We start from the raw sequence: 19,197 nt of genomic DNA, 5'->3' as shown, positions 1-19,197 counted from the left end.
GATACGCTAGCCGTATTCGCTGAGATCAAGCCAAGCTTGGGACCCGTGTTATTACGACGCTGATAGAAGTGATCGTGATATTGAACCTGAACCAGATAATGCTGGCGTAGGAAATGAGTGTGGATGAATCAATACGTGCAAACACTGTATCTGATAGAGATTCCACCTGATTATCTACGCTGCTCAACCAAGGAGAGAGCAGTGAAAACCCCTCTAAATCTATGTACCTTAGCGGCCATAACGTCTTTATCAGTGGCCCCTCTATCGCTTCATGCAGCAGAAACTTTAACCGTATACACTTACGATTCATTTGCTGCAGATTGGGGCCCAGGTCCCGTTGTTGAAAAAGCCTTTGAAGCCCAATGTGGGTGTGACTTGAAATTGGTCGCGCTTGATGACGGTGTGTCTATTTTGAATCGCCTTCGCTTAGAAGGGAAAAACAGCAAAGCGGATATCGTTTTAGGTCTAGATAACAATCTTATGGCAGAAGCGAAAAAAACAGGGCTGTTGACCACTCATGGTGTTGATACTTCTTCTGTAACGCTTCCAAACGGTTGGAATGACGATACCTTTGTCCCTTACGATTATGGCTACTTTGCTTTTGTGTATAACAAAGAAACGCTGACTAACCCACCAAAAAGCTTAAAAGAATTGGTTGAACAACGCGATGACCTGACCGTCATCTATCAAGATCCTCGCACCTCAACACCAGGCCAAGGTTTACTGCTTTGGATGAAGTCGGTGTATGGTGATCAAAGCACTGAGGCATGGCAACAATTGGCGAAGAAAACCGTGACGGTTACTAAGGGTTGGTCTGAAGCCTATTCCATGTTCTTAAAAGGAGAGTCTGATTTAGTGCTGTCTTATACGACATCGCCTGCTTATCACCTCATCGCTGAAAATGATGACAAATACGCAGCGGCTAACTTTTCTGAAGGGCATTACACACAGGTAGAAGTAGCGGCCAAAGTGAACGGTTCAACCAATCAAAAATTGGCTGATGAATTCATGGCTTTTATTTTGAGTGATGAGTTTCAGTCAGCGATGCCAACGGGTAACTGGATGTACCCTGTGACGGGGATTGAACTCCCGACAGGCTATGAAACATTAACTGTCCCTGAAAAAGCATTAAGCTTCAGTTCTGATGACGTTGCGACAGAGCGTAAAACATGGATCGGAGAATGGCAGAATGCATTAACCATGTAATCAATGCCGATGATGTTGGTTGAGAATCTATTTTGAACGCCATTCCTAAAATAGGTATTTGGGTCGCGATTGCTATCGCGACCTTTGTTATTTCTGCGTTAGCAGCGCTGTTGTTTGAAGCGCCTTCACTGGACATGCGTCAAATATGGAGTGATCCGTATTATCGACATGTCACCAAGTTCAGCTTCTATCAGGCATTGCTTTCAAGTTTATTGAGTGTTGGTTTTGCCATTCCAGTGGCTCATGCTTTATCGCGTCGCCATTTTAAAGGCAAAGACCTCTTACTTAAATTGTTTGCAACAACATTAGTTCTGCCCGTATTAGTGGGCGTGTTTGGTTTGCTCGCCATATACGGTAATAGTGGGTTGATATCCGTTTGGCTACAGAAATTCGATACTGCGATGCCATTTTCAATTTATGGGTTAAATGGGATCTTGCTCGCGCATGTTTTTTTCAATCTTCCCTATGCGAGCCGATTACTTCTGCAAGCATTGGAAACCGTGCCCGCCGAACAACATAAACTTTGCGCACACTTAGGAATGAGCCACTGGACAAAATTTAAATGGGTGGAATGGCCGAGACTGAAGCAACAATTACCCCATGTTTTTGGCTTAGTGTTTATGCTCTGTTTCACCAGTTTTGCTACCGTAATGGCATTGGGTGGCGGGCCAAAGTCTACAACCATTGAATTGGCGATTTATCAAGCCATCAAATTCGATTTCGATCTGCAGGCAGGTGCTTTATTGGCGATTTGGCAAATGCTGCTCTGTGGTCTTATCGCACTCAGTATTCAGCGGCTATCAGCTCCGTTGTCAGTCAGCACTGGCGCAATGCAAAAATGCCTGTATTTAGTTAATGATACCTGGGTATCGAGAGGGTGGGATTGCTTTTGGATCATCGGTGCTCTATTGCTTGTATTACCCCCATTGTCCATGGTCATTATTAGTGGGATAAACAGCCAGCTTCCACATGTGTTAACCGATGCTCGCTTTTGGTCTGCCTTATGGTCTTCGCTCAAAGTAGCGAGCTTAGCCAGTATTATTGCTGTCACCGTGGGTATTGCTATTCTGGTGACTAGCCGAGCCCTTCGTTTACAAAGTAAATCGCGACAAGCAGATCAAATCGAACTTATGGGAACCATTATTTTGGTGACGCCCGGTTTAGTGGTGAGTACTGGCTTGTTTCTTTTATTACGTAATATCACCGATGTGTTCAGTGTTGCAGGAGTGGTTGTTATTGCGGTAAATGCATTGATGGCGCTGCCTTACGTGATAAAAACACTGGCTCAACCTATGCTGCATATTGCTCAACAGTATCAGTATGTTTGCGCGAGTTTGGGGATGAAGGGGTGGCAACGTTTTAGAGTTATTGAGTTTCGAGCACTCCGAAAACCGTTTGCTCACGCTTTTGCCATCAGCTTTATGTTTTCGATGGGGGATTTAAGTGCCATAGCCCTTTTTGGTAGCCAAGAGTTTAGAACACTGCCCCTGTATCTGTTTCAGTTACTAGGAAGTTATCAAATGGATGCGGCTGCGGTGGTATCGGTGACATTGCTATTGTTAAGTATCAGCTGCTTTGCTGTGATAGAAACACTGTTTAAAGCCAAGTAAGAGTATCGATAAATGCTAAGTTTAAAAAAGATTGATTACCGCTACCAGCAAGAATCCTTTCGCTTTGATTTAGAGGTTGAAGAAGGCTCGATCACGGCTTTAATGGGGCCGAGTGGGGCAGGGAAATCAACCTTGTTGAGTTTGGTGGCTGGCTTTATCGATCCCGTATCGGGTGCTATTGAAGTGGCCGGTCAGTCTGTTATCGGCAAAGACCCTTACCAACGCCCTTTTTCTATGCTATTTCAAGAGCATAATCTTTTTGCCCACTTGAGCGTGCGAGAGAATATAGGGTTGGGGCTCCACCCTGGACTAAAGTTAACCGATGAACACAAGCTGAAAGTCATTAATGCCGCAGAGCAAGTGGGTGTAGATAGCTTATTGGATAGGCTCCCAGAGCATTTGTCCGGTGGTCAGCGGCAACGTGTCGCTTTGGCAAGGTGTTTTGTGCAAGCTCATCCTATTTGGCTTTTAGATGAACCATTTTCGGCGCTAGACCCTGTGTTGCGAGAAGAGATGTTGGCGCTTGTTAAGCGTTTAGCTACGGAGAGAAACATTACCGTACTGATGGTGACTCATCATGTTAATGATGCCAAAGCAATCGCCAGCCACTTTGCCTTTATTGCTAACTTTCAGGTAGAAAGCACCGGTCGAATCGATCAATTAACCGCTCTTCATTCAAACGTTCAACTGGCTGAATTTGTCAAAGCCGCACAATAGTGCATCGTGTTTAGTGTGATTTTTCCGGTCAGTAAAGACTCTCTTGGGCAATAAAAGTTGGGCAAGAAAAAAGGTTGATGAAAGTCATCAACCTTTTCTGTTTAAACCAATCTGTCTAAAACAAGCTATCTAAAACAAGCTATCTAAAACACGCTGTCGAAAGCCAGTTATCCAAACCAAAGCCTAAATCGGCGTGTTAGTCTTGAGAGTTTTCATGCTGCTCTTTTAACACCTGAAATACTTCACGGAAAGCTTTTGCTGGCTTGCCCGCTTTTTTCTCTTTATTCGCTTGGCGAGAGAGCTGGCGTAAACGTTGGCGATCCGCTTCTGGATATAAATCCATCACATCAGCAATCGCACTATCACCTTCTCCAATCACTCGGTCTCGCAGTTTTTCAATTTTATGTAGCTCTGCAGTCGCTTGTGAGTGTTTGTTACGGATTTTATCTAAACCTGCTTGCAGAGGTTCCGTATCGATATTACGCATAATTTTGCCAATGTATTGTAGCTGGCGACGCTTTGCTTCATTTTTGAATCGCTGTGCATCTTTAATCGCATCAGCAAGGTCTTCGCTCATTGGGATCTTCTTCAACATGGTTGGTGTCAGAGCGACAAGCTCTTCACCTAGCTTTTGTAGTATGTCCATGTCGTGTTTCATTTCGGTTTTACTGACCCAAATGATCTCTTCTTCTGGTTCCCAAGGCGCTTTCTGATTTTTACGTGCCATCTTTTCTGCCTATATCACTGTCTTAAACTAATATTAGGCCTATTTTAACAACAATCGTGGGGAGATTGCGAAATTCTTGTTATCCTAAGCAATATAATTCACAAATGACTCAGATTAGAATTAGATATGGATGTAAAACAGCAAGTCGCTCAACAACGTGTTGATTTAGAAGCCGCGGTCGCGAAAGCCTTAGAGATGGCTTCAGTCAGCTCAGACGCAGCAGAAGTCGCCATTACTAAATCCACAGGTCTTAGTGTTTCGACACGAATGTGTGAAGTAGAGAATGTTGAGTTTAATAGTGATGGTGCGTTGGGGATCACCGTATATCGAAATCAGCAGAAGGGCAGTGCGTCCACCTCTGATCTGAGTGATAAAGCGATAGCTCAAACCGTCGCAGCCGCGTTAGATATTGCTCAGTATACTTCAACCGACCCGTATGCGGGCCCTGCACCAGAAGAGTTTATGGTCAAGGATATCCCTGATCTCGACCTATTCCACCCAGATACGCCTGATCCCGACTATGCGGCACAAGTGGCGATTGCGACAGAACAGAAAGCCCTCTCTTACAGCGATAAAATAAAGCAAAGTGATGGGGCAAGTTACGATAGCCATTACGGCGTGAAAGTCTATGGTAATAGCCACGGTTTGCTTGCGAGTTATGCCTCTAGCCGTCACAGCATCAGTTGTAGTGTGATTGGTGAAGGGAAAAACGGTGAAATGGAACGCGATTATAGCTATACCGTTGCCCGTCACCGTGATGACCTGTGGACGCCAGAAACTGTCGGTCAGCAGGCCGCTGAGAAGACCATTAGTCGCTTAGATGCCAGAAAACTGAAGACGGGCAGTTACCCGGTTATGTTTGCTTCGGATGTTGCTACCGGGCTTATTGGTCACTTGGTGATGGCGATAAGTGGTGGCAATTTATATCGTAAATCTTCTTTCTTGCTGGATAAGCTCGGAGAGCAAATTCTACCTGAGTGGTTCAATATCTCTGAGCGCCCGCATGTTTTACGCGGTTTAGCGTCCAGTCCTTTTGATAGTGAAGGCGTATTCACACAAGATCGTGAAATCATCACTGATGGTGTTCTCGCGACTTACCTGATCACCAGTTACGCTGCTCGTAAGATGAATCGACAAGTCACCGGTCATGCTGGTGGCATTCACAACTGGTATGTGAAATCAACCGGTCAGAACTTTGATCAAATGCTAAAAGAGCTTGGCACAGGACTGCTGGTTACTGAAGTGATGGGGCAAGGGGTCAATATCGTCACCGGTGATTACTCTCGTGGCGCTGCGGGTTTTTGGGTCGAAAATGGAGAGATTCAGTATCCAGTTTCTGAAATCACCATTGCGGGTGAGTTAAAAGATATGTTCTCTCGAATCGTTGCGGTTGGCAGTGATGTAGAAACGCGCTCTCAAATTCAAACGGGCTCTATCTTGTTAGATAATATGAAGATTGCTGGTGAGTAAGCTGTTGGTAGATGAAAGTTTGATGTCATCTGATGAAATAAGAACAACCAGCATTTGAATGAGTCGCGAGAGCTTGACTCGATAACATTTAAAAAGGCTTAACATTATTTGTTAAGCCTTTTTATTAAGCCTACTTGGATCGAGCTAGTTGGTGCTCTGATTCCATCAATACAGTTAGATAACGAGCGTTGCCAGCCCAAGGAAGACAAACAATCCGATCACGTCTGTGATTGTGGTGAGCATCATTCCCCCTGCCAATGCTGGGTCAATATCCATTTTTTTAAGTAGGATAGGGATACTCACACCGGCTACGCCTGCAACCAGTAAGTTGACCATCATGGCGGCAGACAGGATCCCACCAAGTACCCAGTCTCCTTTCCATGCGACAACGATAGCACCAATAATCAGAGCCCAAAGAATGCCATTTAAGAAGCCGATGGCCGCTTCTTTTAGTAACAACTCTCGCTTGTTAGAGTCGCCGATATGTCCAAGCGCTAAGCCGCGAATGACCAGAGCGACCGTTTGATTACCGGCTACACCACCCATTGAAGGAACGATGGTCATCAGCACCGCAATGGCTGCCATCTGCTCAAGGGTTGCTTCAAACATATTGGAAACAGACGCTGCTGTGAGCGCCGCGAGTACATTGACACCAAGCCATACGCTTCGCTTTCGCGCCGATTTAACCACGGGTGCAAAGGTATCCTCGTCATCGTCAAGACCGGCCATACTCATCATGGAGTGCTCGGCATCTTCACGAATGACATCAACCACATCATCGATGGTAATTCGGCCAACTAGGTGTTGATCTTTATCTACGACGGGCGCTGAAACCCAATTTCGTCGTTCAAACAAACTGGCTACATCGGTATCACTGGTGTCGACCGAAATCGCTTCATCAGCGTCATCCATCACATCAGTAATCGGTGTATCAGGTTGGGTTGTTAGTAGGGCGGTTAGTGAAAGATGGCCGATAAGTCGGCTTTGTTCATCAATGACATAGAGAGCATCGGTCGCCTCGGGTAACTCACCTTTCATGCGCAAATAGCGAAGAACAACATCAATATCCACATCCGCACGAATAGTGATGACGTCAGTATTCATGATCCCACCCGCGGTATCTTCGGGGTAAGACAGAGCGGTTTCTACACGTTGGCGATCAGCAATGTCCATTTGAGAAAGGACTTCGCGTGAGACATCATCAGGAAGGCTACGTAAGACATACGCTACATCATCTGTGTCCATCCCTTCGGTAGCTTCAGCAATGGTTTCAGGCGCCATTTTAGAGACGAGTTCGTCTTTAACGTCTTCGCTTAACTCATCAAGGATTTCACCGTAGTCTTCGGGATCGGTTAATTGCCAAAGAACATTTCGGCCTTTGCGTGGCGAGGCTTCCAGCAGGTGAGCGATATCCTCAGGTTCCATGTCCTGCAATTGGCGTCGGACATGAACAAAACGACCGTTTTCCAGTGCATCGGTCACTTCTTGGAGGGTTTGGTGAGCCTGGTCAAATTCAGTTTGCTCTGCCATTGATTCCCCCTAACTCTATATGCTTACAATATTTTGAATAGTAACTTAATTCTATACCTAAGCAACTACTTATGTGACTGAATATTGGATAATAATCGACAGACAAAAACCATCGCAGAGTAGCGATAAAAATCACTCATCTTCTTCAAATCGGTCTTCAATAAGGAGACAAACCGCTTCTAAAGCGTTGATGGAATCGGCACCTTCGGCATTAATTGTCACGTATTGGCCCTGGGCGGATTCTAACATCAATAGCCCCATGACACTGTCGGCCGTGGCTTCTGTACCCTCATGATTAACAATGGTAAGAATGGCATCAAAAGACTGAGCCAGATCAACGAGCTTAACCGCCGCTCGCGCATGTAGCCCAAGACGGTTTTGAATTAAAACGGTACGGCTTTGTTGCTGCATGCTACCACCTTCCAAATAGTTATGTTGTTGAGAGCATTCTGGCTTGGCTACGAATGATGCTCTTCTAAAGAGGCGTGTCGAATTTGAACGAGTTTGCCTTGCTTTGAAAAATATTCGCCTAATTGCTGAGTCAGATAAACAGAGCGATGTTTGCCGCCAGTACAACCGATAGCAATCGTTAAATAGCTACGATTATTCTTTTCAAGCTTAGGTAGCCAGTTAGAGATGAAGGTTTGAATCTGTTCTTGTAACTGACCCACTTCATCATGATCTTCTAAAAATTCAATGATAGGCTTATCAAGCCCTGTCATTGGGCGAAGTTCCGGCTCCCAATGTGGGTTAGGGAGAAACCTTACGTCAAAAACATAGTCAGCATCATTCGGCAGGCCATATTTAAAGCCAAAAGATTGAAAGACCATGATGAGCTCTTTGCTCTCAGTGCCTTCTACTTTTACCCTGACTGTCTCGCTGAGTTCATGCAGCGATTGATTGCTGCTGTCGATGACTAAATCTGCGTGTTCTTTAAGTGGTGATAGGACTTTTTTCTCTAAAGAAATTGCTTGGGCGAGAGAGGGTTTTGAATCACTTAATGACAGTGGATGAATGCGGCGAGTTTCACTATAGCGTTTGAGGAGCGTTTCTTGGTTAGCATCGAGAAAGAGAACGCTGATGCTGTCGTTTTCTTTTAGTTTTGCAAGAAGGTCATCAACTAAATTCGGTTCTTTGGGCAGGTTCCGAATATCGATACTGACGGCGACGTTCTGTGTGCTGTCATTCACCGATTCCATGAATGCATCTAACAAGTTGACCGGAAGGTTATCTACACAGTAGTAACCAAGATCTTCCAGCACGCGTAACGCGACACTTTTTCCGGCCCCAGAATGACCACTTACAACAATTAGACGCATAGTTGAACTCAGTGATTGATCATGATGTTATACAATTCTTCGTCATTTTGCGCATTACGAAGTTGCTTTAAAACTTGTTTATCATTAAGGCGAGCCGCCATTGATGACAATGTTTTTAGGTGCTCTTTACACTGATCTTCAGGAACAAGTAATGCGAAGAGTAAGTCTACTGGTCGGTTATCGATCGCGTCGAACTCGATAGGTTGCTCACATTGCAGCAGTACCGCAACGGCATGATCGCTAGAGTTCATTCGCGCGTGAGGAATGGCAATACCATTGCCAATGCCTGTGCTGCCAACCTTTTCTCGGCTTAGCATGCATTCAAATAACTCTGTAGAGTCTTGCCCTGTTTGGTTTGCAACGATCTCGCTGATCATTTCAAGGGCTCTTTTTTTACTGGTGCACTGGACGGCACTTTTTGTGCAGTCCAGTGACAATACTTCGCTTAATTGCATGATTAATGACTACTTAGCTTTTCTTTGTGTTTGTTCAGTTGTCTTACGAGTTTATCCACGAGTGCATCTATCGCTGCATACATATTTTCATCATTTGCAGTGGCGTGAATATCTCCCTGATTAATATGGAGGGTAGCTTCAGCGATCTGGCTTACTTTTTCAACCTTCAAAACCACATGAACGTTATTTATGTGGTCGAAAAATCGCTCAAGCTTTTGAAATTTGGTATTTACATAGTCTTGCATTGAATCGGTAAGATCAACGTGATGGGCATTAATATTGATTTGCATAGACTTTCCTTTTCGATTTGTTGCCTTATAACAGGCGTTTGCGCTGACTCGACGGGGCAATCCCCAAAGATTCACGATACTTCGCTATCGTCCTTCTAGCGACCTGAATCCCTTGTTCGGCCAGTAGGGCTGCAATTTTACTATCGCTAAGTGGCTTGGCTGTATTTTCTGCGGCAACCAGCTTTTTGATAAGCGCACGTATTGCAGTTGAGGAGCATTCCCCTCCATTGTCTGTACTGACATGGCTAGAGAAGAAATATTTCAACTCGAAGATACCCCTTGGGGTATGCATAAATTTCTGTGTTGTAACTCTGGAGATGGTGGACTCATGCATTTCAACCGACAATGCCACATCGTTGAGTACCATAGGTTTCATCGCCTCTTCCCCATACTCGAAGAAATCGCGCTGATGTTCAACTATGCATTTAGCAACTTTGAGCAGCGTCTCGTTTCGGCTCTCTAAGCTTTTGATTAACCATTTTGCTTCTTGAAGATTGCTTCTGATGTATTGGCTATCGGGGCTATTACCTTTTCCAAGGCTGGCGTATTGCTGGTTTACTTTAAGCTTTGGCACGCTATCTGGGTTAATGGTAACAACCCACTTACCGTGATCCTTAAAAACAGAGACATCTGGAATGACATATTCAGCGTGGTCTGGCGTAATTCGACTGCCTGGCCGAGGGTCAAGCTGTTGAATAAGAGATAAGGCGCTACGTAAGTCGTCTTCTTTCAGCTTGGTGGCTTTGATGATCAGCTTATAATCACGATTGCCCAACTGATCGATATGGTCATTGAGGACCAGTTTGGCTTCTTCTAACCAGGGGGTTTCTTTTGGGAAGGTCGCCAATTGCAGCAATAAGCAGTCTTGTAGGTTGACGGAGCCTGCACCCAAGGGGTCAAATTGCTGAATGCGTTTTCGAACCGCTTCAATTTCATCTAACTCGATATCTTCGTTATCAAAGCTTTCTAAAATATCTTGGGTTGAAATCGTGAGGTAACCGTAATCATCAATCGCATCAATGATCGCCAAAGCGATGGTTCTATCGGTATCGCTGAATGGTGTTAAATCGAGCTGCCATAACAGGTAGTCTTGAAGTGATTGAGTGGTTTCACCCTGGTAGACGGGGGCATCATCATCAAATGCAATACCAGTACTGCCCGTATTTGCTGAGTAAACATCTTCCCATGTGGTGTCGATTTCAAGTTCATTACTGATCTCTGACTTTTCAATCAGCTCAGAGCTGTCTTTTTGATCCGGTTCTGTGACTTCGACGGTGGGCGCTTGTTCTGCCTGGGTGTTCTTCTCCTCATTAACGCTCGGTTCATCGTTAGATTCTTCCACGTCGAGTAACGGGTTGGAATCAAGCGCTTCCTGAATTTCCTGTTGAAGATCGAGAGTCGACAATTGCAACAAGCGAATCGCTTGCTGTAATTGTGGTGTCATGGCTAACTGTTGACCTAGCTTGAGCTGTAATGAGGGTTTCATTCAGTATCGTTTACCTTGTTATTTTTATAATCCACTTCGCTCTCTATTTAATCATAGACGGAATTGTTCACCGAGATAAACTTGTTTTACTTGTTCATTATTGAGAACGTCCGCCGGAGTTCCCTCTGCGATGAGGTGTCCTTGGCTCACGATGTAAGCTTTTTCACAAACATCAAGGGTTTCGCGAACATTGTGATCGGTGATCAGCACGCCTAATCCACGATCTCGTAGGTGTTCAATGATCTTCTTTATATCGATGACGGAGATAGGGTCAACACCAGCAAAGGGTTCATCGAGTAAAATGAACTGAGGATTAGCCGCCAATGCTCGAGCAATTTCTACTCGACGTCTTTCACCACCAGACAGAGCCATACCTGCGCTTTTACGAATATGTTGTATGTGGAACTCTTCCAGTAAGTCTTCCAGTTTGTCCTGGCGCTCTTCATGGGTGATCTCTTCGCGAGTCTGAAGAACCGCCATGATATTATCTTCTACTGATAACTTACGAAAAATAGAGGCTTCTTGTGGCAAGTAGCCGATACCCATTCTAGAGCGACTGTGCATTGGCAAAATACTAATGTCTTTGCCATCAATGCTTATTTTGCCTTCGTCACGAGCAACAAGACCTACGATCATGTAGAAAGAGGTAGTTTTACCTGCGCCATTAGGGCCCAATAAGCCTACGATTTGTCCTGACTCAACTTGAAGACTTACGTCAGAAACCACTCGACGATTTTTATAGCTTTTGGCTAAGTTTTCCGCTTTTAATATCGACATAATTACTCTTGGACGGTTTGAGGTTGAAGAACGGTTGATACACGATCACCTTCTTTGCCGTCAGCCATTAGTTTTTGTTCGGTGATTTGGTAGCGAATCTTGGTACCTCGGATGATACTGCCATCTTGGGAAAGCATCGCTCGTTCTATCATTGTTAAGCGGTCATCGACGAGTTTGTAGTATAGCTCTTCAGCTTCACCGTAAAGTGTTTTGCCATCATCGGTCAGCTGTGAAAAAGTCGCGAGATCGCCGTAACCTTCGATTTCTTCAATCGTGCCATCGGTAGGGTTACGCAAAACGATGACTTTATCCGCATTAATATTAATGCTGCCTTGTCTAAGTTTTACATCACCTAAAAAGGTGACTCGATTACTTTGCATATCAAGATTTTGGCTATCTGAATCAATGTAAACGGGTTGGTCTTTATCTGTCGAGAGCGCCAGAGCGCTACCTGATGCGACCAAACAAGCTATCAGGCTAAGGTGCGAGAGTTTCATATCTACCTTGAACATAGTTATAAAGAACAGCGTTATTGTCAGCAAAATTGCCTTTCATCGCTTGTCCTTCCGTTTCAAATTGTGGGCCAACAAGATTCACTTGATTATCTGCCCAAAAATCACGATTGGTTAATTTGATGCTGAGCTCTGATGTGGTCATGGTATCGAAGCCGGATTCATCGAGCATGTTATTCGCAATCACGTTGTCATAAAGAGTGAGTATCTGATCGCTGTCGAGTTTCGCTCTATCTGCGGTGATCTCCCACTCCTGAATAGTCCCATCTTTGTACACTTTAAGTACCGGTAGATCAAACCAAGTATCCCCATTTTCAGCGAAGTTCTCTAAATATACCGAGGTAATGATATAGCTACGAAGGCCTTCGTCTGTGTAAGAGGTATTTTCAATATTACGACCGGTAAACATCGGTAGCTCTTGATTGGGGGCGACTTGAATATCAAATTCTTGCTCTTTGTCATACAGATAATAGCCAGACCACGTCGCAACAAAAAATAGCAAGATATAAGCAATGCGGGCCAGACTCATATACTGAGTCCTTTGTGGCTATCGAGTTCATCACGTGCTTGAAGAATCAGGTCGCATACTTCACGTACCGCGCCATGGCCGCCTTTAATCGACGTAACATAGTTTGCTCGTCTTGCCAGTAATGGGTGTCCATCAGCTACGCATACTTTCAATCCGACTTTTTCCATAACCGGCCAATCAATTAAGTCATCACCAATATAGCCTGTTTGCTGTGGGGCAATATTGAGTTTGTTACAAATATCTTGATACGCTTTGACTTTATTGTCTTGGCCTTGATAGATCAGTGAAATCCCCAGCGCTTTCATGCGATTTTCTACAATCTGAGACTGACGACCTGTAATGATGGCGACTTCTATCCCTGCGTTCATCAGAGATTTAACCCCATAGCCATCACGAGTATGAAACGTTTTGAGTTCTTCGCCATTGTTACCCATGTAGATACGACCATCAGAAAAGACACCATCAACGTCACAAATGAGAAGCTTGATCTCTTTTGCTAAGGCGATAATCTCAGCGTCGACGTCGCCATACAGTGTTTCTACCAAGGTAGTCATTACATTACTCCCGCTTTTAGTAAGTCGTGCATATTCAATGCGCCAACCAGTTGACCATCATGGCAAAGCATTAAGCCGTTAATGCTCTTATCTTGCATCAGGTTAAGCCCTTCAGCGGCCAGCATATCAGGATGAGCCACGGTTGGATTTTTGGTCATCACCTCGCCAATCGTCGAGCTGTGAATATCAATACGTTTGTCTAGAATACGCCTTAAATCACCATCGGTAAATATTCCCACCAGTTGCTGTTTATCGTCAGTAACAGCGGTCATTCCCAAACCTTTTTGGCTGATTTCTAATAATGCATCACGTATTAATGTTTCTGCTTTTACTGCCGGTAGAGCATTACCTGAATGCATGATGTCTGAGAGTTTGAGCAGTAATTTACGGCCTAGCGCACCACCAGGGTGAGACAGAGCAAAATCTTCGGCGGTAAAACCACGCGCTTCCATTAGAGCGACGGCTAATGCATCACCCATCACCAATGTAGCGGTTGTGCTAGAGGTTGGAGCAAGTTCCAGTGGGCACGCTTCTTTTGGCACGGTGATTTGTAGATGGTAGTCCGCCAGCGTTGCCATGTTAGAGCTTGGTTTGCCGGTCATGCTGATAATGCAAATATTACGGCGCTTTAAAACGGGAAATAGTGACAGTATTTCAGAAGACTCGCCCGAGTTTGAAATGGCAAGCACAATATCACCCGCTTCAATCATGCCTAAATCACCATGGGCGGCTTCGCCTGGGTGAACAAAGAAGGCTGAGGTGCCGGTACTCGCCAGTGAGGCGGCGATTTTATTACCAATATGGCCTGATTTACCCATACCCATTACGGCGACTTTGCCTTTGTTACTTAATATTCGTTCACAAGCGCCGTTGAAGTCTTGATTAAAATATTGCTCGAGTTGTTCTAGCGCTTGAATTTCTGTCGTCAGGACTTGTTTAGCAACACGATGATAGTCAAAAGTTGGTGACATTGGGCGACTCCAATTCTGCGTTACGCAGTCATATTAATGACAAGGAAAGCTTGGTATGCAATGAAAATGGTGAATAATATGCCACCCTCAATACGGTTAATGCTGCGTGATTTACCTAATGCCATTAGCACCAGTAGTAAAGAGACACCAAGCATGACCCAAAAGTCCCTTCCCATCGCATGCTCATTGATGATTGATGGGTTTAAAATACCGGGAATCCCCATGACTGCGAGGATGTTGAAGACATTTGAGCCGATAATGTTGCCAACGGCCATATCATCTTCGCCTTTTAAGACACCGGCTAACGAGGCAGCAAGTTCAGGTAAACTCGTACCGACAGCAATGATGGTCAGGCCGATGACCAGGTCACTCATACCAAAGAATTTAGCGATAATGACGGCGTTTGAAACCAACACGCTTGCTGCAACAGGAAGGATAATCAGTCCCACCACGACCCATATTCCGGCCTTGACGTTACTGACGCCTTCTGGGACTTCCGACTCTTGCTCATCAATCAGTACGTCACCATTTTTCTTTTCGTTGCGACTGATGCGTAGCATCGCTAAGATGAAAAAAGCAAAGAGCACAAAAAGCAACACGCCTTCGGCTCGGCCTAAGTGGTTGTTCCATAAAATAGCCCCAGCAACCAGAGTCACCCCTATCATCAGGGGAAGTTCGCGTCTTAATACTGCGGAGCTAATAGAGAGCGGTTTAATTAATGCGGTAATACCGAGGATCAACGCGATGTTAGCAATGTTGGACCCGAGAACGTTTCCGACGGCGGTATCAGTCTTTCCGTCTAAAGCCGCTGTGGCTGACACCATCATTTCTGGCGCAGACGATCCCATCGCTAATATAGTCATACCAATAACGAGAGGGGAGATACCGACATTTCGTGCCAGTGCAGCGGCGCCAAAAACCAGTTTGTCCGCACTCCATACTAAAAATATCAGTCCGACAATGAGAAATGCTACCGCTTCCAGCATGATGATTCCTAAAAATATAAAGAAGTGAATTAACCGTTAATTTTGACGGTTTGATTCGTAAAAGGGAAGATTTAGATGAAATTAATTCGCAGTCAGTGTGTATTATCTTCTTATTACTACAATAAGTTTGGTGAATTTCGATTCAATACTGATTTCGATGCCAATTACTTTAATTTCATAAGCAATATGCTTATGATTCATCATCTAAAGGATGCACATTGATGGATGTTATAGAGTGCCTATGTCTTCAAACGATTTAATTACTATCAATCAATTGAATTTCTCTCGCTCAGGCCGAGTGATTTTTGATGATATAAGCTTATCTGTCCCTACAGGAAAAATTACCGCAATTATGGGGCCATCGGGCATTGGAAAAACAACCTTATTGCGTTTGATTGGTGGTCAATTGGCTCCTGATTCTGGTGAAATCTGGTTTGATGGCGAGAACATTCCTCAATTAAATCGCAGCCAGCTTTATCAAGCGCGAAAAAAGATGAGCATGTTGTTTCAATCCGGCGCTCTGTTCACTGATCTCAGTGTGTTTGATAATGTCGCCTTTCCTTTGCGAGAGCATACCGATTTAGATGAAGCGTTAATTCGAACCTTAGTACTGCTTAAACTTGAGGCGGTGGGCCTGCGTGGTGCGGCTCAATTGATGCCGAGTGAGCTTTCTGGCGGAATGGCAAGACGTGCTGCTTTGGCGCGGGCCATTGCTCTGGACCCCGATCTAATTATGTATGACGAACCTTTTGTTGGCCAAGACCCTATTACCATGGGCGTTCTGGTTGAATTAATCCGAAACCTGAACCAAGCCTTAGGTGTGACCGCTGTTGTGGTGTCTCACGATGTCCCTGAAGTGATGAGTATTGCTGATTGGGTGTATTTGCTTGCGGATGGGAAAGTGATCGCTCAAGGCTCGCCACAAGAATTAGAAACAAACCCTGACCCTAAAGTGGTTCAGTTCCTACAAGGAATCGCAGATGGCCCGGTGCCATTTCGCTATCCTGCGGGTGATCTTGAACAGGAGCTATTCCAATGATGACGACGTTGAAGACGTTTATCAACGCTACGGGTCGGCGTGCTATTTCTGTGTGTGAGGCGTTTGGTCGTGCAAGCTTTATGCTCTTCGGTGCGCTTGTCACTCGCCCTCAACCGATTAAAAATTTCCCATTATTGGTTAAGCAACTCCACAGTGTCGGCGTTCAGTCTTTAGCAATCATTATCGTGTCAGGGCTGTTCATTGGTATGGTCTTGAGCTTGCAAGGTTATGTTGTCTTGGTGGATTACGGCGCCGAGGGCAGCTTGGGGCAAATGGTGGCATTATCGTTATTGCGTGAACTTGGTCCTGTGGTGACGGCTTTGTTGTTTGCCGGACGAGCGGGCTCGGCATTAACCGCAGAAATAGGTTTAATGAAAGCGACTGAGCAGCTCTCAAGCCTTGAAATGATGGCGGTTGATCCTTTAAAACGTATTATTGCTCCAAGGTTTTGGGCTGGGATCATCTCTATGCCGCTTCTGGCAATGATTTTTATTGCCGTGGGGATCTGGGGGGGGCAGATTGTTGGGGTAGACTGGAAGGGCATCGATCACGGAAGCTTTTGGTCGGCAATGCAATCGTCTGTTGAACTGGGTAAAGATATCGGTAACAGCGTCATCAAATGTATGGTGTTTGCTTTTACTATTACGTGGATTGCTTTGTTTAATGGCTATGATTCAGTTCCTACCTCAGAAGGAATTAGCCAAGCCACGACACGCACTGTTGTGCATTCGTCTCTAGCCGTATTAGGGCTAGACTTTATACTGACCGCATTGATGTTTGGGAATTAATCATGCAACAAAATAAAAAAATGGAATTCTGGGTTGGCAGTTTTGTATTGGTCGGAATTTGCGCCATCTTGATAATGATCTTTCAAGTTGCTGACGTTAAAGGTCTGGGTTCAAACGATACTTACTCTCTAAATGCAGAGTTTGACAATATCGGCAGCCTAAAGGTCAGATCTCCAGTCAAGGTTGGTGGTGTTGTGATTGGACGAGTCACCAGCATTGGTTTAAACCCAAACAGCTTATTGCCAGTCGTGTCCATGGATATTAACAGTGATTATCAGCAGTTTTCGGAAACCTCAAGCTTACAAATATTGACCTCTGGCCTTATCGGTGAGCAATACATCAGCCTCGTGCCTGGTTTTGTTTTTGATGACGAAGAAATGTTAGTCGACGGAGATTATGTCGAAGACACCAAATCTGCATTGGTACTTGAGAATTTGATAGGCCAAGTACTCTACAGTCTCGGTGGCTCTGACGAAAATGAATCGGGGGAGTAGTGCGATGTTACAGTCTCAATTAAGACGGATTCATTCTTTGAAAGCATCCATTTTAACTATTGTGTGGGGGCTTATAGGCAGTCTTTTAGTCTCTTCCTCAGTGCAGGCTGAGGTACTGGATAAGACCCAGCCGTATCAAATGATGAAGCGAGTGTCTGAACAGGCCTTTGAGCGACTTAAATTAGAACAAGACATTGTTCAGAAAAACCCAGAGCATCTCAAGGTGATCGTTGAAGAAGAATTAATGCCTTATGTTAACGACCGATATGCTGCGTTGAAGTTACTTGGACAAAATGTGAAAGGTGCGAATCGCAGCGATGTTGGTGTATTCATGCAGGCGTTTCGTCAGTATATGGTGACCTCTTATGCACAAGTATTAACACAATATACCGATCAGACGATAGAGTTAGGACCAGAGCCCTATCTTGAAGAGAATAAACGAATAACATCCATCAAAGTCGATATTCTCGATCCGCCAAGGCCAAATATTCATCTTGAGTTTAAGTTACGTAAAGACAAGAAAACAGGCGAGTGGTTAGCGTTTGATATTATTGCGGAAGGGATCAGTTTGCTCTCTAGTAAGCAGTCTGAATGGAGTGGTAAAATTCGCCAGGAAGGCATTCTAGCGGTGGCTAAAGAGTTAGAATCGCTGGCAGCTCAACCTATTCAATTCGAGAGAGTTCAGTGATGAGTCACCCTCAATGGCAACAATCAAGTTTTGATAGTGTGAGTTTACTTGGCATTATTGATAGAGACACGGTTCCGTCACTTTGGGGTTATGCTCAACGTTGGAAAACGAGCGAAAAAGAGGTGCAACTTTCGCTGAAAAACGTCGAAAGAATCGATTCTGCGGGAATGGTGATGTTAATTCACTTAATAGAGCATGCAAAAAAACAAAACTGTCATATAATGCTCAGCTTCGTGCCAGAACAGCTGAGCACTTTGTTCAAGTTAAGCCATATAGAATCAGTCTTAACGGACCACATAAACATTAAGCAGAGGTGAATTGTGGATAACGCAAAAGTACAACAGATATTAGAGCAGGCTTTGAGCCTTCAAGAAGTGCACGTAAAAGGCGAAGGAAGCCATTACGAAGTCGTTGCTGTTGATGCTTGTTTTGATGGGATGAGTCGCGTTAAAAAACAACAATTGATTTATGCACCTCTGATGGAATTCATTCAAAGAAACGACATCCATGCAGTATCAATAAAAGCGTTCACGCCTGATGAATGGGCGCGCGATAAAAAACTGATGTCGTTGTAAGGTTATTTAATGGAAAAGTTTCGAGTCATTGGATCGGACAAACCGCTATGCGGTGAAGTGACGATCTCTGGTGCTAAAAATGCAGCACTTCCAATTCTATTTGCATCTATCCTGGCGGAAGAACCCGTTGAAGTTAGCAATGTCCCTCGCTTGCGTGATATTGATACGACCATGGAGCTACTAAAACGTTTAGGCGCAAAAGTATCACGTAATGGTTCAGTGCATGTTGACCCGAGTAAGATTGATGAATATTGCGCCCCTTACGATTTAGTGAAAACCATGCGTGCTTCAATTTGGGCGTTAGGGCCACTTGTCGCTCGATTTGGTTATGGTCAAGTGTCCCTTCCTGGTGGCTGTGCGATTGGTGCTCGTCCTGTGGATCTGCATATTCACGGATTAGAGCAGCTTGGCGCGACCATTACGCTTGAAGATGGCTATGTTAAAGCATCGGTCGATGGGCGCCTGAAAGGGGCT

At 44.7% G+C, this 19,197-nt stretch carries 23 protein-coding genes and 1 pseudogene; 11 read left to right on the top strand and 13 right to left on the bottom strand.

Annotation, left to right across the window (positions count from 1 at the left end):
• The first annotated feature begins 201 nt into the window (after positions 1–201).
• Genes thiB through thiQ form a run of 3 tightly spaced genes read left to right on the top strand, consistent with a single transcriptional unit; the run spans position 202 to position 3,533 of the window.
• Complete coding sequence (gene thiB, locus ACP45E_RS08985) at positions 202–1,206, top strand: thiamine ABC transporter substrate binding subunit (RefSeq protein WP_017037389.1); 1,005 nt, start codon at positions 202–204, stop codon at positions 1,204–1,206.
• A 32-nt stretch (positions 1,207–1,238) separates the two neighbouring features.
• Positions 1,239–2,816 carry a thiamine/thiamine pyrophosphate ABC transporter permease ThiP gene (gene thiP / locus ACP45E_RS08980; RefSeq protein WP_017037388.1) on the top strand — a complete coding sequence of 526 codons (1,578 nt, stop codon included), beginning with the start codon at positions 1,239–1,241 and terminating at the stop codon, positions 2,814–2,816.
• Between the two features lie 12 nt (positions 2,817–2,828).
• Positions 2,829–3,533 (top strand): thiamine ABC transporter ATP-binding protein, encoded by a 705-nt coding sequence (gene thiQ, locus ACP45E_RS08975; RefSeq protein WP_017037387.1) that lies wholly within the window; start codon positions 2,829–2,831, stop codon positions 3,531–3,533.
• Positions 3,534–3,729: 196 nt separating this feature from the next.
• Here the strand turns inward: thiQ and yjgA are convergent, their stop codons facing one another.
• On the bottom strand, positions 3,730–4,260 hold the full coding sequence (gene yjgA, locus ACP45E_RS08970) for a ribosome biogenesis factor YjgA (RefSeq protein WP_017037386.1): 531 nt from the start codon (positions 4,258–4,260) through the stop codon (positions 3,730–3,732).
• A gap of 126 nt (positions 4,261–4,386) precedes the next feature.
• Here yjgA and pmbA point away from each other — a divergent pair, with 126 nt between their 5' ends.
• Positions 4,387–5,730, top strand: a complete 1,344-nt coding sequence (gene pmbA, locus ACP45E_RS08965) for a metalloprotease PmbA (protein WP_017037385.1) — start codon at positions 4,387–4,389, stop codon at positions 5,728–5,730.
• Between the two features lie 174 nt (positions 5,731–5,904).
• Here the strand turns inward: pmbA and mgtE are convergent, their stop codons facing one another.
• The 12 genes from mgtE to ACP45E_RS08905 all read right to left on the bottom strand — a co-directional run bounded on the left by mgtE (position 5,905) and on the right by ACP45E_RS08905 (position 15,139).
• On the bottom strand, positions 5,905–7,260 hold the full coding sequence (gene mgtE, locus ACP45E_RS08960) for a magnesium transporter (protein WP_017036143.1): 1,356 nt from the start codon (positions 7,258–7,260) through the stop codon (positions 5,905–5,907).
• Positions 7,261–7,392: 132 nt separating this feature from the next.
• Positions 7,393–7,671 carry an HPr family phosphocarrier protein gene (locus ACP45E_RS08955; protein WP_017037384.1) on the bottom strand — a complete coding sequence of 93 codons (279 nt, stop codon included), beginning with the start codon at positions 7,669–7,671 and terminating at the stop codon, positions 7,393–7,395.
• 47 nt (positions 7,672–7,718) lie between these two features.
• Positions 7,719–8,579, bottom strand: coding sequence for an RNase adapter RapZ (gene rapZ / locus ACP45E_RS08950; protein WP_017036141.1), 861 nt, complete (start codon positions 8,577–8,579; stop codon positions 7,719–7,721).
• Positions 8,580–8,587: 8 nt separating this feature from the next.
• Positions 8,588–9,034 (bottom strand): PTS IIA-like nitrogen regulatory protein PtsN, encoded by a 447-nt coding sequence (gene ptsN / locus ACP45E_RS08945; protein WP_026026530.1) that lies wholly within the window; start codon positions 9,032–9,034, stop codon positions 8,588–8,590.
• 2 nt (positions 9,035–9,036) lie between these two features.
• Positions 9,037–9,324 carry a ribosome hibernation promoting factor gene (gene hpf, locus ACP45E_RS08940; RefSeq protein ID WP_017036139.1) on the bottom strand — a complete coding sequence of 96 codons (288 nt, stop codon included), beginning with the start codon at positions 9,322–9,324 and terminating at the stop codon, positions 9,037–9,039.
• 25 nt (positions 9,325–9,349) lie between these two features.
• Positions 9,350–10,810 (bottom strand): RNA polymerase factor sigma-54, encoded by a 1,461-nt coding sequence (locus ACP45E_RS08935; protein ID WP_017036138.1) that lies wholly within the window; start codon positions 10,808–10,810, stop codon positions 9,350–9,352.
• 51 nt (positions 10,811–10,861) lie between these two features.
• Positions 10,862–11,587 carry an LPS export ABC transporter ATP-binding protein gene (gene lptB / locus ACP45E_RS08930; protein ID WP_017036137.1) on the bottom strand — a complete coding sequence of 242 codons (726 nt, stop codon included), beginning with the start codon at positions 11,585–11,587 and terminating at the stop codon, positions 10,862–10,864.
• A gap of 2 nt (positions 11,588–11,589) precedes the next feature.
• Positions 11,590–12,084 (bottom strand): lipopolysaccharide transport periplasmic protein LptA, encoded by a 495-nt coding sequence (gene lptA, locus ACP45E_RS08925; RefSeq protein ID WP_017036136.1) that lies wholly within the window; start codon positions 12,082–12,084, stop codon positions 11,590–11,592.
• Positions 12,065–12,628 carry an LPS export ABC transporter periplasmic protein LptC gene (gene lptC / locus ACP45E_RS08920; protein ID WP_017036135.1) on the bottom strand — a complete coding sequence of 188 codons (564 nt, stop codon included), beginning with the start codon at positions 12,626–12,628 and terminating at the stop codon, positions 12,065–12,067. The genes lptA and lptC overlap by 20 nt, the downstream gene beginning before the upstream one ends.
• Positions 12,625–13,182 carry a 3-deoxy-manno-octulosonate-8-phosphatase KdsC gene (gene kdsC, locus ACP45E_RS08915; protein ID WP_017037382.1) on the bottom strand — a complete coding sequence of 186 codons (558 nt, stop codon included), beginning with the start codon at positions 13,180–13,182 and terminating at the stop codon, positions 12,625–12,627. Before kdsC ends, lptC begins: the two co-directional genes overlap by 4 nt.
• Positions 13,182–14,153, bottom strand: a complete 972-nt coding sequence (locus ACP45E_RS08910; RefSeq protein WP_017037381.1) for a KpsF/GutQ family sugar-phosphate isomerase — start codon at positions 14,151–14,153, stop codon at positions 13,182–13,184. The genes kdsC and ACP45E_RS08910 overlap by 1 nt, the downstream gene beginning before the upstream one ends.
• Positions 14,154–14,173: 20 nt before the next feature.
• Entirely contained in the window at positions 14,174–15,139 is a 966-nt protein-coding gene (locus ACP45E_RS08905; RefSeq protein ID WP_017036132.1) for a calcium/sodium antiporter, read from the bottom strand.
• Positions 15,140–15,380: 241 nt separating this feature from the next.
• Here ACP45E_RS08905 and mlaF point away from each other — a divergent pair, with 241 nt between their 5' ends.
• The 7 genes and pseudogenes from mlaF to ACP45E_RS08870 form a co-directional block, all read left to right on the top strand.
• On the top strand, positions 15,381–16,178 hold the full coding sequence (gene mlaF / locus ACP45E_RS08900) for a phospholipid ABC transporter ATP-binding protein MlaF (protein WP_017036131.1): 798 nt from the start codon (positions 15,381–15,383) through the stop codon (positions 16,176–16,178).
• Complete coding sequence (gene mlaE / locus ACP45E_RS08895; RefSeq protein WP_017036130.1) at positions 16,175–16,966, top strand: lipid asymmetry maintenance ABC transporter permease subunit MlaE; 792 nt, start codon at positions 16,175–16,177, stop codon at positions 16,964–16,966. Before mlaF ends, mlaE begins: the two co-directional genes overlap by 4 nt.
• A 2-nt stretch (positions 16,967–16,968) precedes the next feature.
• Positions 16,969–17,460 carry an outer membrane lipid asymmetry maintenance protein MlaD gene (gene mlaD, locus ACP45E_RS08890; RefSeq protein ID WP_017036129.1) on the top strand — a complete coding sequence of 164 codons (492 nt, stop codon included), beginning with the start codon at positions 16,969–16,971 and terminating at the stop codon, positions 17,458–17,460.
• A 4-nt stretch (positions 17,461–17,464) separates the two neighbouring features.
• Positions 17,465–18,148, top strand: a complete 684-nt coding sequence (locus ACP45E_RS08885) for an ABC transporter substrate-binding protein (protein WP_017037380.1) — start codon at positions 17,465–17,467, stop codon at positions 18,146–18,148.
• A complete protein-coding gene (locus tag ACP45E_RS08880; protein WP_017036127.1) occupies positions 18,148–18,465 on the top strand; it encodes an STAS domain-containing protein in 318 nt (105 codons plus the stop codon). Before ACP45E_RS08885 ends, ACP45E_RS08880 begins: the two co-directional genes overlap by 1 nt.
• Positions 18,466–18,468: 3 nt before the next feature.
• Positions 18,469–18,723 (top strand): BolA family iron metabolism protein IbaG, encoded by a 255-nt coding sequence (gene ibaG / locus ACP45E_RS08875; protein WP_017036126.1) that lies wholly within the window; start codon positions 18,469–18,471, stop codon positions 18,721–18,723.
• Between the two features lie 9 nt (positions 18,724–18,732).
• Positions 18,733–19,197 (top strand): annotated as a pseudogene (locus ACP45E_RS08870) (UDP-N-acetylglucosamine 1-carboxyvinyltransferase); the annotation flags it as partial.

It is taken from the genome of Vibrio genomosp. F10 str. 9ZD137 (assembly GCF_049974785.1).
Classification (GTDB): domain Bacteria; phylum Pseudomonadota; class Gammaproteobacteria; order Enterobacterales; family Vibrionaceae; genus Vibrio.
This window is presented reverse-complemented; position numbering and strand designations above follow the sequence as displayed.